10 protein-coding genes are annotated in these 14,573 nt (G+C 72.1%); 5 read left to right on the top strand and 5 right to left on the bottom strand.

Annotated elements, in window-relative coordinates; translation table 11 throughout:
* Positions 1–14: 14 nt before the first annotated feature.
* On the bottom strand, positions 15–1,229 hold the full coding sequence (locus AF1_RS11750; protein WP_067796564.1) for an NAD(P)/FAD-dependent oxidoreductase: 1,215 nt from the start codon (positions 1,227–1,229) through the stop codon (positions 15–17).
* Positions 1,226–2,611, bottom strand: coding sequence for an MBL fold metallo-hydrolase (locus AF1_RS11745; protein WP_067796605.1), 1,386 nt, complete (start codon positions 2,609–2,611; stop codon positions 1,226–1,228). Before AF1_RS11745 ends, AF1_RS11750 begins: the two co-directional genes overlap by 4 nt.
* A 380-nt stretch (positions 2,612–2,991) precedes the next feature.
* On the opposite strand from AF1_RS11745, the gene AF1_RS11740 reads away from it, so the two are divergent.
* Positions 2,992–4,326, top strand: a complete 1,335-nt coding sequence (locus tag AF1_RS11740; protein ID WP_067796561.1) for a nicotinate phosphoribosyltransferase — start codon at positions 2,992–2,994, stop codon at positions 4,324–4,326.
* Positions 4,327–4,364: 38 nt separating this feature from the next.
* Here the strand turns inward: AF1_RS11740 and AF1_RS11735 are convergent, their stop codons facing one another.
* Positions 4,365–4,676, bottom strand: a complete 312-nt coding sequence (locus tag AF1_RS11735; protein WP_067796558.1) for an SHOCT domain-containing protein — start codon at positions 4,674–4,676, stop codon at positions 4,365–4,367.
* 315 nt (positions 4,677–4,991) lie between these two features.
* On the opposite strand from AF1_RS11735, the gene AF1_RS36790 reads away from it, so the two are divergent.
* The 4 genes from AF1_RS36790 (at position 4,992) to AF1_RS11715 (ending at position 12,300) form a co-directional block, all read left to right on the top strand.
* Positions 4,992–8,735, top strand: a complete 3,744-nt coding sequence (locus AF1_RS36790; RefSeq protein WP_067796554.1) for a bifunctional glycosyltransferase/CDP-glycerol:glycerophosphate glycerophosphotransferase — start codon at positions 4,992–4,994, stop codon at positions 8,733–8,735.
* 13 nt (positions 8,736–8,748) lie between these two features.
* Positions 8,749–10,596 carry an arabinofuranosyltransferase gene (locus AF1_RS11725; protein WP_084262792.1) on the top strand — a complete coding sequence of 616 codons (1,848 nt, stop codon included), beginning with the start codon at positions 8,749–8,751 and terminating at the stop codon, positions 10,594–10,596.
* 94 nt (positions 10,597–10,690) lie between these two features.
* On the top strand, positions 10,691–11,533 hold the full coding sequence (locus AF1_RS11720; protein WP_067796548.1) for a universal stress protein: 843 nt from the start codon (positions 10,691–10,693) through the stop codon (positions 11,531–11,533).
* Between the two features lie 50 nt (positions 11,534–11,583).
* A complete protein-coding gene (locus tag AF1_RS11715; protein WP_131732555.1) occupies positions 11,584–12,300 on the top strand; it encodes an SRPBCC family protein in 717 nt (238 codons plus the stop codon).
* A gap of 93 nt (positions 12,301–12,393) precedes the next feature.
* On the opposite strand, the gene AF1_RS11710 is transcribed toward AF1_RS11715, so the two are convergent.
* Together AF1_RS11710 and AF1_RS11705 are read right to left on the bottom strand one after the other, a co-directional pair.
* The gene (locus AF1_RS11710) at positions 12,394–13,176 is read right to left on the bottom strand and encodes a class I SAM-dependent methyltransferase (protein WP_067796545.1); all 783 of its coding nucleotides are present in this window, start codon (positions 13,174–13,176) and stop codon (positions 12,394–12,396) included.
* A gap of 240 nt (positions 13,177–13,416) precedes the next feature.
* Entirely contained in the window at positions 13,417–14,568 is a 1,152-nt protein-coding gene (locus AF1_RS11705) for a sulfotransferase family protein (RefSeq protein ID WP_067796542.1), read from the bottom strand.
* Positions 14,569–14,573: the final 5 nt, after the last annotated feature.

Genomic DNA, 14,573 nt, shown 5'->3' with positions numbered 1-14,573 from the left:
GCGTGCCACGCCGGTCACATCCGGCCGTGCAGCATGAGGTGCCAGTACATGGCCGGGAGGCCGTAGCGCTTGAGCAGCCACATGTCGTAGCGCGGCTTCATGGTGTCGATGAACGGGATGCTCGGCGCCGGCTTGAGGTCGTAGTCGAACTCGGCGAGCAGCATCCTGTTGCGGGCGGTGACCAGCGGGCACGAGGTGTATCCGTCGTAGCGGCCTTCGGGCGTCCCGCCGCGCATGGCCGCGAGCAGGTTGGCCACGACGACGGGCGCCTGCTTGCGGATGGCCGCCCCCGTCTTGGAGGTGGGCAGGTTCGCGACGTCGCCGAGCGCGAACACGTTGGGCCAGTTCGGGCTCTGCAGCGTGTACTGGTCCACCTGCACGTAGCCGAAGGGGCTCGCCGGGTCGGCGAGCGGGGAGCCCTTGACCCAGTCCGGGGCGCTCTGGGGCGGCGTGGCGTGCAGGACGTCGTAGTCGATGGTGTCCTTCGTGCCGGTGGCCGCGTCGGAGATCACCGCGCGCTTCGCGTCCCCGTCCACCTCGACGAGCTGGGACTCCCTGCGGACCTCGATGCCGTAGTCGGCTGCGATGCCCACCAGCACCTTCGCCCAGTCGGGCTGGCTGAACATGGCGGCGGTGGGCAGGACGAGAATGATCCTGATGTCGTCCAGGACATGCCGGGTGCGCCACCAGTCGGCGGCCAGATAGGCGATCTTCTGCGGGGCGCCCGCGCACTTGACCGGCCCGGCGGGCATGGTGAACAGCGCGGTGCCGCCGCTCAGGTCGCGGATGAAGTCCCAGGTGCGCGGGGCGAGGTCGTAGCGGTAGTTGCTGGAGACGCCGTTGCGGCCCAGCGTCTCGGTGAGCCCGGCCACCTTGTCGAAGTCGAGCTGGTTTCCGGGCGCCATCACCAGATGGCCGTAGTGCAGCACCTCACCGGAGGCCGTGGTCACGGTCTGCGCGTCGGGATCGACCTCGGCCGCGGCCTCGCGTACCCACGTCACTCCACCGGGAATGACCTTGGCCTCCGGCCGCATGGACGCGGACGCCGTGGCCCTGCCGCCGCCGACCAGCGTCCACAGCGGCTGGTAGTAGTGGTTGGCCGAGGGCTCCACGACGGCGATGTCGTCCACACCGGCACGGCGCAGGCGGGCGGCCACGGTGATGCCGGCGGTCCCGCCGCCGACGATGATCACTTCATGGTGACGGGAAGACGGTTTCGGTGCGCTCACTGTGGAACCTCTTTCTGTGCGGGCCGGGTCAAAGACAGCCCGGCGGACTCCGCGTTGTCGAACAGGTCGTCGATGCCGGTCACGAGCCGTCCGCGGGCGGCCAGCAGGGAGGCCGCCACCGTGGACCGGTAGCCCGTCCGGCAGTAGACCCAGACGTGTCCTGGAGGGATCTCGTCGGCGCGGTCCGGCAGGTCGTGCAGCGGGATGTGCACGGCGCCGGCGACATGGCCGTCCGCCCACTCCGCGTTCCGCCGGACGTCCAGCACCACGGGCCGGTCGCCGCCGGGGGCGCGCAGGGCCGCGGCGAGGTCGGCGAAGGCGGCCAGGGGCAGTGCCGCGAGCGGCCGGCCGTCCGCCCAGTCCTCGGCGCGTCCGGTGGCCGCGGCGGCGGGACGGTCGATGCCGATGCGGACCAGTTGCCGCTGTGCCCGCGCCACCTGGTCCGGTGTCTCGCCCAGCAGGGTCACCGGCGTGCCCCAGGGGATCAGCCAGCCGAGATAGGTGGCGAAGCTGTCGCCCAGGGTGAAGCAGAACGACCCGGGCACGTGACCGGCGGAGAAGGCCACCCGGTCACGCAGGTCGACCACCCATTCCCCGGCGTCGATCCGCCGCCGCAGCTCGGCCGCGTCGGCCCGCCGGGGCGGCGACAGGTCGGGGCCGGACGGACCGGCCAGGTTGGACGGACCCATGTGGGCGTAGTAGGCGGGCCAGGCGTCCAGCCCGGCGAGCAGCAGCTCGACGTAGTCCCGCTCGTCGAGCGTCAGCGCGGGGTTGAACCGCCTCTCCCGGCCGATGGTGGAGGAGTCCGCCGCGGCCTGGGTGGCGGAGCAGAAGCTGCCGAAGCCGTGCGTGGGGTAGATCGCGGCATCGTCGGGCAGTTCCGCGGCCAGCCGGTGGGCGGACGCCCATTGCGCGTGTGCCAGGGCGCCGGTGTGGTCGGGGCCGAGCAGGTCGGTCCGGCCGGTGGTCCCGTACAGCAGGGATCCGCCGGTGAAGACACCGCGCGCCTCGCCCGCGTCCTCCAGTACGTACGAGAGGTGCCCGAACGTGTGACCGGGCGTCGCGACGACCCGCACCAGCATGGCGCCGACCTGCACGGTGTCACCGTCCCCGACGGGCGTGCGCTCGAAACGCACGGGTTCGGCGGCGTTCACCAGATAGCCGGCCCCCGTGGCCCGTGCGAGCGCCAGTCCCCCGGTGACGTAGTCGTTGTGCATGTGGGTCTCGGCGACGTGGGTGATGCGCACGCCCCGCTCACCGGCCAGCGAGAGTACGCGGTCGATGTCCCGCTGCGGGTCGACGACCAGGGCCGCCTCCCCGTCATGGACCAGATAGCTGCGGTCGCCCAGCGACGGCGTCGGGATCGGCACGACTTCGATCATGGCCGCGTCCTCCACGGGGGAGATTGGCTTGACCCGTCGAATGTACGTACATTTCGGGGGTCATGGCAAGGGCGAGGATGATGCGATCTTCAAGCCGTAAAACCGTTCCCACCAGGCATATCGCTGGCTCCTGCCGATGATGTCCAGACATTTACCGGGAGACGCGCGGTGGTCTCACGGCCGGACGGCGGCCCGGCCGGGCGGTTGCGGGCCGGCTTCATCCGGGCCGGCGGCGCGGTCTTCCGGAACCTTGGGCTCTGCCCGATACGACCGGCGGGCAGCGGGAAGGTCGTTCCAGCGGGGCCGATTCGCCCCGGCACCCCGGGCGGCCCGCGAGGGGCGCAGTCCCTGTCTCTCCGAGGCGAAGGGGGAAGGAGCACATGGCCGGCGGACTCCTGACCGACCTGTACGAGCTGACGATGGCGGCGAGCTACCTGCGGCGCGGGATGAGCGGGCCGGCGACCTTCAGCCTCTTCGTCCGGAAGATGCCGCCCGACCGGGGTTACCTGATCTCCTGCGGGCTGGCCGACTGCCTGTCGTTCCTGGAGGACTACCGCTTCGCCCCGGACGATCTCGGCTATCTGGCGGACGAGCAGGGATTCGACGACGACACGCTCCGGGCCCTGGAACGGCTCCGGTTCACCGGTGACGTGCTGGCGGTGCCCGAGGGCCGCGTCGTGTACGCGGGCGAGCCGATCCTGGAGGTCACCGCGCCCATCGCGGAGGCCCAGCTCGTGGAGACCGTCCTGCTGAACCACATCTCCTTCCAGTCCACGGTCGCCACCAAGGCCGCGCGGTGCGTGCGCGCGGCGGCCGGGGCCCAGCTGATCGACTTCGCCTTCCGCCGGACGCAGGGCATCGAGGCGGGGCTGTCGGCCGCCCGCGCCTCCTACATCGCCGGGTTCGCCGGCACCAGCAACGTCGAGGGCGCCCGGCGGTACGGCATCCCGGCGGTCGGCACCATGGCCCACTCCTACATCGAGGCGTTCCCCGACGAGGACGCGGCCTTCGCCGCGTTCACCGCCGACTTCCCCGACCGGAGCACGCTGCTGGTCGACACCTACGACACGCCCGCCGGCGTCGAGGCCGCGATCCGCGCGGCACGCCGGGCCGGGCTGCCGCACCTGGCCGGGATCCGCCTCGACTCGGGGGACCTCGGCGCCCTCGCCGTCCAGGCCCGCCGGATGCTGGACGAGGCGGGCATGACCCGGACGCGCATCGTGGCCAGCGGCGGGCTCGACGAGCACCGCATCGCGGACCTGACCCGCGCCGGGGCGCCGATCGACGTCTACGGGGTGGGAACCAGGATGGGCGTGTCCGCCGACGCCCCCTACCCCGACAGCGCCTACAAGCTGGTGGCCTACGGGGACCGGCCGGTGATGAAGCTGTCCACGGGAAAGGTCAGCGCGCCCGGCGCCAAACAGGTGCATCGCGGCCCGGACGGGGATCTCGTCGCGCTGCGCGACGAGCCCGCGCCCGCCGGGACGGAGCCGCTGCTCGTCCCCGCCATGAAGGCCGGACGCCGCGTCGGCCCCGCCGAGCCGATCGGGGTGGCACGCGAGCGGTGCGCCGCCGACCAGGCCGTCCTGCCCTGCGAGATCACCAGGCTGCGCGCCCCGGAGACCGGGAGCGTCCGGCTCAGCGCGCGGCTCCGGGAGTGCCGGGACCGGCTCCGCGCGGAACTCACCGCCCGCGTCGCCCGCACCCCGCTCTGACGGGCGACGGCCCCCGTCCGGCAGAACGCGGCCGGGTGTCAGCGCAGTTTGGCGAGGCGCTCGTCGTACTCCTCGCTGCTGATCTCGCCGCGTGCGTAGCGCTCGGCGAGGATGCGGCGGGCGCTCTCCGTTCCCGCCACGTCCTGGGGCCGCGTCTCATCGCGCCGCGAGTCGTCGCGGCGCGGGCCCGCGAACCGGATGACGAGCCACACCGCCACGCCGATCACGGCGATCCACAGCAGCATCATGATCGTTCCCCAGAGCCACATCCAGCCCGACCAGTCGTTGCCCCCCATGTGCCCCCAGCCGGAACCGGGGTGGGCGAGTACCAGGGCGTTCGCGATGTTCATGGCGGCACCTCCCGACACCTCCATGGTGCGCCTCCCGGGTCGCGCGCCCACAGAGTCGAAGGTCCCCCGGCCCGCAGACCCGGGTCTCCAGGTCCGGCGATCACGCGCGGCGAGGCCGGGCACGTCGTGAGAGGCGGGCGGGATGGACGATTCCGAACCGAATATGGACTAATCCAGCATCGATCCACACCCAAATTTTGGCAGGCGCCAGGTTAACGTGGGCTCGGACGCTATAAGACGATCTTCGGAGCAACTCGTTTATCTGCGCCCGCATCCGTGGCGGGTGAACCATGAAACGGATGGAGGGCGGGGTTGATGACGTCCGAGCAGGAGCCGTATATCGGTGTCGTCGTGCCCATTCACGATGTCGAGCCGTACCTGGAGGAATGCCTGACCTCGATCGCCCGGCAGTCGATCCGGGAATTGGACGTCGTGATGGTCGACGACGGCTCCACCGACGCGAGCGCGGAGATAGCCGAGGCGTTCTCCCGCGAGGATCCGCGGTTCCGGCTGATCAGCCAGCCCAACGGCGGTCTCGGCCAGGCGCGCAACGTGGGGGCGGACGCGGTGCGCGGACGGTTCCTGGCGTTCGTCGACAGCGATGACGTGCTGCCCGGCCACGCGCTGGAGCTTCTCACCGCAACGCTGGAGCGGACGGGTTCCGACATCGTCTCGGGCAATGTGCGGCTGCTGACCGAAGAAGGGCTCGTCCAGTCGCCGATGCATCGCCGCCCGATGGGGACGACGCGGCTGCGCACGCACATCACCCGCGACCACCTGCTGCTGTACGACCGGCTGGTGCCCAACAAGGTGTTCCGCCGCCGGTTCTGGGACGAGCACGGGTTCCGCTTCCCCGAGGGCGTCCTGTACGAGGACATCCCGGTGACCCTGCCGGCGCATTTCCTCGCCTCGTCCGTCGATGTGGTGAGCGAGCCGGTCTACTACTGGCGGCAGCGCGCCGGCGGCGCCCTGTCGATCACCCAGCGCCGCACCGAGCTCGCCGCGGTCACCGACCGGTTCGCCGCGGTGGAGTCCGTCAGCCGGTTCCTGGGCTCGCGGCCGGAGCCGAAGGTGCGCGCGTGCAAGCGGAAATACGACGAGGTGGCGCTGCGCAGCGATCTGCGGATCTTCATCAACGTGCTGGACGAGGCCGACGACGAGTTCCGGGCCCGTTTCATCGAACTGGCGCGGAGTTTTCTCGCCGGGGCGGACCGTACGGCACTGGACGGCCTGCCGGCCATGTTGCGTCTGAAATGGCATCTGGCCGAGCGCGGGATGGTGCCGGAACTGCTGCAGGTACTGGAGTACGACCGCCGCAGGCCGAAAATTCCGGTGACCCGCCGGCTGTGGCACCATTACGCGAAATATCCCTTTTGGGGGGACCGCCGGCTGCGCGTTCCCCGCCGGGTGTTCCGGCTCGGCGAGGAACTGGCCGCCCGCGCCCAGGTGCACACGGTGACGTGGCGGCGGGGCAAACTCCACATCACCGGCCACGCCTACATCGCCAACATGGGGACGCGGTTCCCCTGGTCGTCGGTCAAGGTCCTCGCCATGCGGGAGCCGGGTAGCGGCGCGACCAGGGTCGCCCCGGCATGGACCCGGCGCTGCCCGGACGCCGACGAGGTCTCACGCGACCCGCACCGCAGCCACCGGTGGTCGGGGTTCTCCGGAACGATCGACCCGAAGCGGCTGCGGCGCGACGGCCGGTACGTCGACGGGACCTGGCTGTTCGCGGCCGGGGTGTACGACCGCGGCGTGCTGCGGCGCGCCGCGCCGACCGCGGCGTCCTCGGGCAGCGGCGCCCACCCGCCCTGGCACTACGTCACCGAGGACGTGCGCGTGGTCCCGCTGGTCACTCACGGCGGCACGCTGCGGCTGCGGGTGGAGACGGTGCGGGCGCGCCTCACCGGTCACCGGATGGCCGGCGATTGCCTGGAGGTCCGCGGCACGCTCCGCGGCGGCGTCCCGGACGGCGCCGCGCTGGTGCTGCGCAGACGGGCCGGGACGGTGCTGGACCGCTACCCGGTGACCCCGGACACCGCGTCCGCCGGAGGCTTCCGCGCGCGGATACCGCTCCGCGACCTGATCGACGACATGCCCGCCCACGCCGAGGTCGCCGACCGTCTCCCGGACCCCGAACCCGACCAGGGCTTCGGCTGGCGTCTCGACCTGAGCCTCCGGCAAGCCCCCACGGAGAACCCGTCCCCGGCCACGCTAGCCTCCGCGGGCACGGACGATCTCGCAGCCGCGGACATCACCGAGGTCGCGGGCGACCCCATGGCGGGGGACGCATCCGGAGGGGTGGACGATCCCGCGGCGGACGACGCCGCGGCGGCGGACGATCCGGCCGCGGAGGGATCCACCGAGCCGGAGGAGATCCGGCTGGTACTGGACAACGACGTCGCCGAAGGGCTGTACGCCTTCACCGGCAAGGAGTTCGTCGTCTACCGATCTCCGCACGGGTACGCCTGGCTGAAGGCCCGCACGCCCCGGCCGGTCATCACCGAAGCGGCCTGGAAGCAGGACGGGACGCTGGTGCTGGCCGGGGAGTATCCGCCCGGCGCACCGGACCCGGCCGAACTGGTGCTGCGCAGCCGCGACCGGAACGAGGAGCGCGCGTTCGCCCTGTCCCGCCGGGACGGGCGGTTCCACGCCGAACTCCCGTTGAGCCGGCTGGTCTCGCTCGGCGGCGTCCTGCCCCTGGCGGCGGGCAGGTGGGACGTGCGCGTCCGGCGGCCGGCGACCCCGGCAGTCCCGGCCGGGGAGAGCCTGGCCGTCCCCCTGGACCACGCGGCACTGGACCGGCTGCCGGTCGAGACGACGGTGAACGGCCGCCGCTACGTGTTCCGGGAGCAGGGGTACGACGTGCCGATCGTGGAGGCCCACTCCGACCTGCGGCCCGGCGAACGCGGGGCGTACCGCCAGCTGCGGACGCGCGTCCGGCACTACCGGGCGCCGCGCCGGCTGCGGTCCCTGCGCCCGGCGGTGCTCTACGACAGCTACTCCGGCAAGCAGTACTCCGACAGCCCCCGCGCCATCCACGAGGAACTCGTGCGGCGGGGCGCCGAGGTGGAGCATCTGTGGCTGGTCCGCGACGCGCAGGTGGAAGTGCCCGAGACAGCGCGTCCGGTGCGGCTGTGGGGGGCCGAATGGTACGAGGCCATGGCCCGCAGCCGCTACATCGTGACGAACGCGCATCTGCCCGAGTGGTTCGTCCGCCGCCCCGGTCAGGTCGTCGTCCAGACCTGGCACGGCACCCCGCTCAAGCGCATCGGGTTCGACATCGAGGACGTCCAGTTCGCCAACCCCCGCTATCTGGAGAAAGTCGCCAAGGAGGTCCGCAACTGGAGCTGCCTGGTCTCCCCGAACGCCTTCAGCACCCCGATCCTGCGCCGGGCGTTCCGCTACGAGGGCGAGATCATCGAGACCGGGTATCCGCGCAACGACATGCTCGCCTCCCCGGACCGGGACATGCAGGCGGAGCGGATCCGCGAGCGGCTCGGCCTGCCGCCGGGCAAGCGCGCCGTCCTGTACGCGCCCACCTGGCGGGACGACAGCTACTACGGCCCCGGCAAGTACCGGCTCGACCTGCAACTGGACCTGGAGCGGGCGGCGGCCGAACTCGGCGACGACCACGTGCTGCTGATCCGGCGGCACCCCAATGTGGTCGATACCGTCCCGGAGGTCGCGGGCGGCTTCGTCCGCGACGTGTCGGCCTATCCCGACATCGCGGAACTGTTCCTGGTCGCGGACGTCCTGCTGACCGACTATTCGTCGCTCATGTTCGACTACGCCAACACCGGACGCCCCATGCTGTTCTTCACCTATGACCTGGAGCATTACCGCGACGAGCTGCGGGGCTTCTACTTCCACTTCGAACGTGAGGCGCCCGGACCGCTGCTGAAGAACTCCGACGAGGTGATCGGGGCCCTCCGTTCGATCGACGAGGTCGAACGCGCGTACGCCGTCCCGTACAAGCGGTTCATCCGGCGCTTCTGCGAGCTGGACGACGGCAAGGCCGCCCGCCGGGTCGCCGACCGCATCCTCCAGACCGGTTGACGAGCCGCCCGGCATGAGGCGATACGGCGTGCGGGCGGCGCGGCATCCCGCTGTTGTGGCGCTGGTGACGTGGGTGGTGGCCACCCCGGTGGCGATGCTGCTGCCCGCGCTGGCCGACCGGAGCCCGTTCAGTCCCCGGGGCGCGATGCTGCCGATCGCCGCCGGCGGGCTGCTGCTCGCCGCCGGGCTGGCGCTCGCCACGGTCCGGATCGACCGGTGGCTCGGCCCGTCCCGGACCGAGCCGCTCACCGGGGTGGCCGCCGGGCTGCTGGCCGCGTGGGTGGCGCTCGCCCTGCGCAACTCCCTGCACGGCACCCCGTTCGGGTTCGCGGGGCTGACCGGGGACGAGGGCCGGATGAGCGCGATGGTCACCCGCTACAGCGCCACCGCGGTCCCCTCGGACGGCATCGTCGCGGGGGTGCCGACCGAGTATCCGCCGCTGTTCCCCTGGGCGGCCGGACGGGCGGCGGCGCTGCTCGGCGCCGATGCCTGGCGGGTGCTCGGCGACGCGCAGATCCTGACGGTCTCCGGGGCCGTCCTGGTGACGTTCCTGCTGTGGACCCGGCTGGTGCCCGCGCCCGCCGCGCTCGCCATCGCCGCCGTCGCGCTGGTCGCCTTCGGTGATCCGCGCAAGGCGCACGAGGTCGTCGCGCTGGCCGTGTTCATCCCGTGGGTCGCGGCGACGTTCGGCCGCCCGCCGCGCGGGCGGCCGCACTGGCTGCCCGCCGGGATCCTCGGCGGCCTCGTCGTGGCGACCTACCTGGGCTTCGTGCTGTGGGGCGCGGCGGGCATCCTCGTCCTGGCCTGGCTGACCTGGCGGACGTCCGGCGACCGCCGCCGCTACCTGACGTACCTGGCCAAGGTGGTCGCGGTCGCCGCCGTGACCGCGGCCTGGTATCTGGTGCCGTACGGCTGGACGCTGGTCAGCGAGGGCGGGCAGATGGTCTCGGACATGTTCCCCGCCCCCGCCATCACCGGCGACCCGTTCCCGTTCCTGGTCGCGACCCCGCTGGGCGTCCTCCAGACGATCGGGCTGCTGGGCCTCGTCTGGTACCGGCGCACCATGTGGTGGGCCATGCCGCTGCTCTGGCTGGTCGCCGGCGCGTACCTGTACCGGGTGCTCGGTGCCGCCCGGTACATCCTCACCGGGCACACCGGCCTCTTCTACCACACCGCCCGCATGATCACGGTGCTGCTCGCCATCGCCGGCGTCCTCACCGTCGTGCAGGCGGCGCCCGGCCTGCTGCGCCGGCTCGCGGCCCGTGACACGCTTCCGTCCGGTGTGGCCGCCACCGCCCTCGCCGCGCTGATCGGCTGGTCCGCGTTCACCTACTGGGATGCCTGGACGCCCCCGGCCGGCGGCACCGCCGCCGTGAGCGGGACCCGCCGCTACGCCACACTCGCGCACACCGAACCGCGTCCCGGCGGGACCCTTCCGCGGTACGCGCCGGACGAGCCCGCCGTCCGCTGGTTCCCCGTCGAGCCGGTCCGGCGGGCGGTGACCTCCGTCCTCGGCCGTGACGCCGCGCCCCGCACCCTCTCCTATGACGAACGGCTGTTCGCCTACCTGCCGTGGCCCGGCTACATCGCCGTCGACCGCACGGCCGCGTCCAGCACGAGCCATTGGGACGATCGTCATGCCGCCCTGGCCGCGCTGGCCGCCGTTTCCGACCCGAACACCTTCGCCCGAGCCGCGGGCAGGACCCGGTACGGCCGCATCGACGTGTTCGTCCTGCGTGCCGGGCCGAACGCGTGGACGTGGCGGGACATCCGCTTCCGTCCCGCCCAGTTCGCCGCCGCGCACTTCACCGTGCGCTCCCTCCCCGGCGGCACCGTGGTCGCCATCCGCCGCACCCCCTGACCTGGGGTTCAGCGAGGTATGGACCTTCGGCCCTGGCACCCGGTGGCCCGTCCTCCCGAGGCTGGAAGGAGCCGTGGAACGCGGGAGGTGGAGCATGGCCGCACCGATCGTCGTGGGAACGGACGGATCCGATCCCGCCGGTGACGCCGTCGACTGGGCCGCGGGGGAGGCGGGGCTGCGGCACCGGCCCCTGCACATCGTCCACGCGGCGGAGATCTGGCCGTACCAGGTCCGCCGCTTCACCGAGGGGTCCGGACCCGTGTCACGGGCCGGACGCGCCATCCTCGCCGAGACCGAGGAACGCGTCCGCAAACGCCACCCCAAGGTGCGGGTGACCACCTCCCTCGTCGTCAACTCGACGGTGACGGCCCTGCGCGACGAGTCGGAGAAGGCGTTCGAACTGGTCCTCGGGCATCGCGGGCACGGCGGGTTCGCCGGGCTGCCGCTCGGCTCGGTGTGCCTGCGCCTCGCCGGACGGTCGGCGGTGCCCCTGGTGATCGTGCGCGGCGGAGACGGCGTCCACGGCGAGGTCGCGGTGGGCCATGACCTCGACGCGGAGCCCGATGGCGCGCTGCACTACGCGTTCGACGCCGCCGCCGTCCGCGGCGCGCGGCTGCGCGTGGTGTACGCCTGGCAGATCTCCGCCGCGCTCGCCCAGTCCGGCTACAGCGTGGACGAGGAACGGATGAACGACGAGCAGCGGGCCCGGGTCATCGAGACCTACGCCCCGCTGCGCGAGCGGTACCCGATGGTCGAGGTGGTGGACGAGGTGCTGCGAGGGCATCCGGTCGCCGCGCTGACCCGGGTGTCGCGGACGGCCGACCTGCTGGTCGTCGGGACGCACGACCGGCCCCGGGGAATGCCCCGGCTCGGGTCGGTCAGCCACGGCGCGATCCATCACGCGGAATGCCCGGTGGCCGTCGTCGGCCCGTCCTGACCTTTCCGGAACCCGGGCGCTTCGGCGGCCGGTCGCTTTGAGGAGGAGAGATGAACACCAGAACCGTACGCTGGGCCGCGCTGCCGGTGCTGGCCGCCGGAGCGTACGCCCTGTTCCATTCCCGCATGCTGCGCTGGGGAGCGACATCGGAAGAGGCCGACGCCACGTATCCGGGCGACGAGCTGATCGAGCTTGCGACCGCCCAGTCGACGATGGCGACGACGCTGCCCGCGCCGCCGGAGGACGTCTGGAAGTGGCTGGTCCAGATGGGGCACGAACGGGGCGGCTGGTACAGCTGGGACACGCTCGACAACCTGGGATACCCGAGCGCGGACCGCATCGTCCCGGAATGGCAGGACACAGCGGTCGGCGACCGGGTGCCCACGACGCCCGGCGGCGCGTCCTACTTCGTGGTGGCGATGCTCGACCCGCCCAGGACGCTCGTGCTGCGCGCCGACCTGGAGATCCCGTCCGGCAAGCCGTTCGACCCGCGCGGCCCGATGCCCAAGGCGTACTCCGACGGCATCTGGGCGTTCCACCTGCGGCCGCTGCCGGACGGCGAGACGCGGCTGGTCATCCGGACGCGCGGCCGCGTCAAGCCGGCGCTGCTCGACCGCTCCGTGGGACGGCTGCTCGGCGAGCCCGCGCACTTCATCATGCAGCTCCGGCAGTTCGGCAACCTCCGCCGCCGCGTCCAGGCGGCGCGCCCGGCCCCGGCGAAGGCCGCCGCGCAAGAGGCCGGGACCTCGGCACCCCCCGGGTCCTGACCTGCTGGGACGGGTCGGCCGGAACGCGTTCGCGAGCGGCTCCCGCCGTCCCGCCGGGCCTGCCGCCAGTTCGGCGGCGCGGGTCCCGAGGTGTCAGGTCTCGGGATGGGTGACGCGGATCTTGGATTGGCCGTGCGGGAGCCGCTCCCAGTCGTCCATGAAGTGGGCGGCGAGGCCGTGGCGTTCGGCGAGCCCGGTCAGCGTCTCGGTGCGGTAGTAGAAGTCCTCGCGCAGGACGTGGTGCTCGGCCCCTTCGGTGCGGTCGAACGTGAAGTCGAAGAAGCCGTCGGGGGCGAGGACGCGGCCGACGTTCGCGAGGCATTCGTCGATGACCTCGATGGGCGAATGGCTGAACACGCTGTGCGCGTGCACGACGGTGAAGTGGCGCGACGGCAGGAACCGCAGCTTCAGGTCGTCGACGAGCGTGAGATTCGGAAGCTTGTCCTGCAGGTTCTGCCGGACGAGGGTGTGCTGCGCGGCGAGCAGGATGTCGGGCGAGATGTCGATGCCGTAGTAGTTTCCGGGGTCGAGATGGTCGATGAGGCGCCACCCGGCCCGGAGATTGCCGCAGCCGATCTCCAGCACCCGGTCGCCCGGCTTGAGACCGTGTTTGAGCAGGTAGTCGAACTGCATCTGGCCGAGCGCCAGCCACCGTTCATGCGTGGGGCTCCCGACGGCGGCCTCCGGGTTCTTGGCGGTGTCGGACCTCATCACGGCCCGGTAGTAGGCCACGTGATCCCGGCTGGCCACGCGGAACTTCAGATCACGCGCCATCCGGGACAGATACGTTCTGATCTTGTCCGGATGCTGTGCCGCGTACCGCACTTTGTAGGCGAGACTCGCGCGGTTCCTCCGCGTCGGCGGCGGTTTCGTCATCGGACTCGTCCCCCATGCTCGCTTCGACGTGTGGCGTCCGGCGGATGCACTCCCCCGCTCCCGCCCGCCATCGGCGCACCGGCCTCCGCGGAGACCGGGCCGGGCAGGACGCCTCGGCGGACGCGACGACACATCCGACTACATTCAGCTTCCCGGTACTCACTCTGCGGAAACACGCCGGCGTCCAGGAGCGCGGGACGGCCCGCGGCCTGCTCCACGAGGCGGGTCAGATGCCCCCGCCTACCGCAGGCTCGCCGTGTAGTCGGCGAACCGTTCGTCCACCTGGTCGGGGGTGAGGCCGAAGTCTTCGAGCGAGTACCGGTGGGCCGGCTTGGCGGCGCCCGTGGAGCTCTCGTTGTGCAGCCGCGTCATCGCCGTCCGGGCCTCGCCGGTGAACGGCAGGCCGAAACGGCGGTAGACGCTCTCGACCGTGCCGATCGGGTCGCGGACGAAATCGTCGTAGTGGACGTCCGCGAACCGGGCGGGATCGTGCCGGGCCCGCTCGGCGCGGAACCGCTCCAGGCCGCGGCTCCACAGGTCGAGCTGGTCGCGGCCGACCGTCGCGCCGGTGAACACGTCCGACCATCCGGCGGTGGCGTGCGCGGCGAGGCTGCACATGGACGCCATCGCGGTGCGGGGCGCCCGGTGCGTCTGGACGATGAGCGCGTCGGGGTAGACGTCGAGGAGCGCGTCCAGCGCGAAAAGGTGGCTGGGGTTCTTCAGCACCCATCGCCGGCCGGCGTCGTTCAGGCCGATGAGCTGGAGGTTGCGGCGGTGCCTGCGGTAGGCGGGCGTCCAGTCCTGTCCGGCGAGCCAGGACGAGTAGGCCGGCAGGTGCGCCAGGCATTCGAAGGAGATCGACAGCATGCTCTGCCGCAGGAGCTGCCAGCACTCCTCGACCGAGTCCGCGGAAATGTAGTGGACGCCCATGAACTCCGGGTTCTCGACGTGGTGGCGCCGGTATCCGGCGTCGATCGCCTGGAAGACCGGGTCGTCCGCCCATGTCCCCCGCGGCGGGCGCGGCTGCGGCACCTCGGCGAGCCACAGGTCGAGGCCCTGGTGGGCGGGGTCGGCGGTGAGCAGCCGGTGCAGCGCGGTGGTGCCGGTCCTCGGCAGGCCGGTGACGAAGATGGGCCGCTCGATCGAGACGTTCGCGTGGTCGGGATGCCGCCGCCATGCCGCTTCGGAGAACTGCCGGGCGGCCAGGGCGCCGCGCAGCATCGCCCGCTGCGCCCTGTTCCCGAGCGGGGTCAGCCCGGCCTCCCCGGCATAGGACTCCAGGAGCACCTTCAGGCCGTCCAGGTACTCGTCGCCGCCGAAGTCGTCCATGCCGGTGATCTTGCGGGCGGACGCGTGGAGGTCCTCGACCGTCCCGACACTGTCCCGGGTCATCGATG

Origin of the sequence: Actinomadura formosensis NBRC 14204, from assembly GCF_001552155.1 — a bacterium.
GTDB lineage: Bacteria > Actinomycetota > Actinomycetes > Streptosporangiales > Streptosporangiaceae > Spirillospora > Spirillospora formosensis.
The sequence above is the reverse complement of the archived record's forward strand: the minus strand, read 5'-3'. Positions and strand labels throughout refer to the sequence as shown.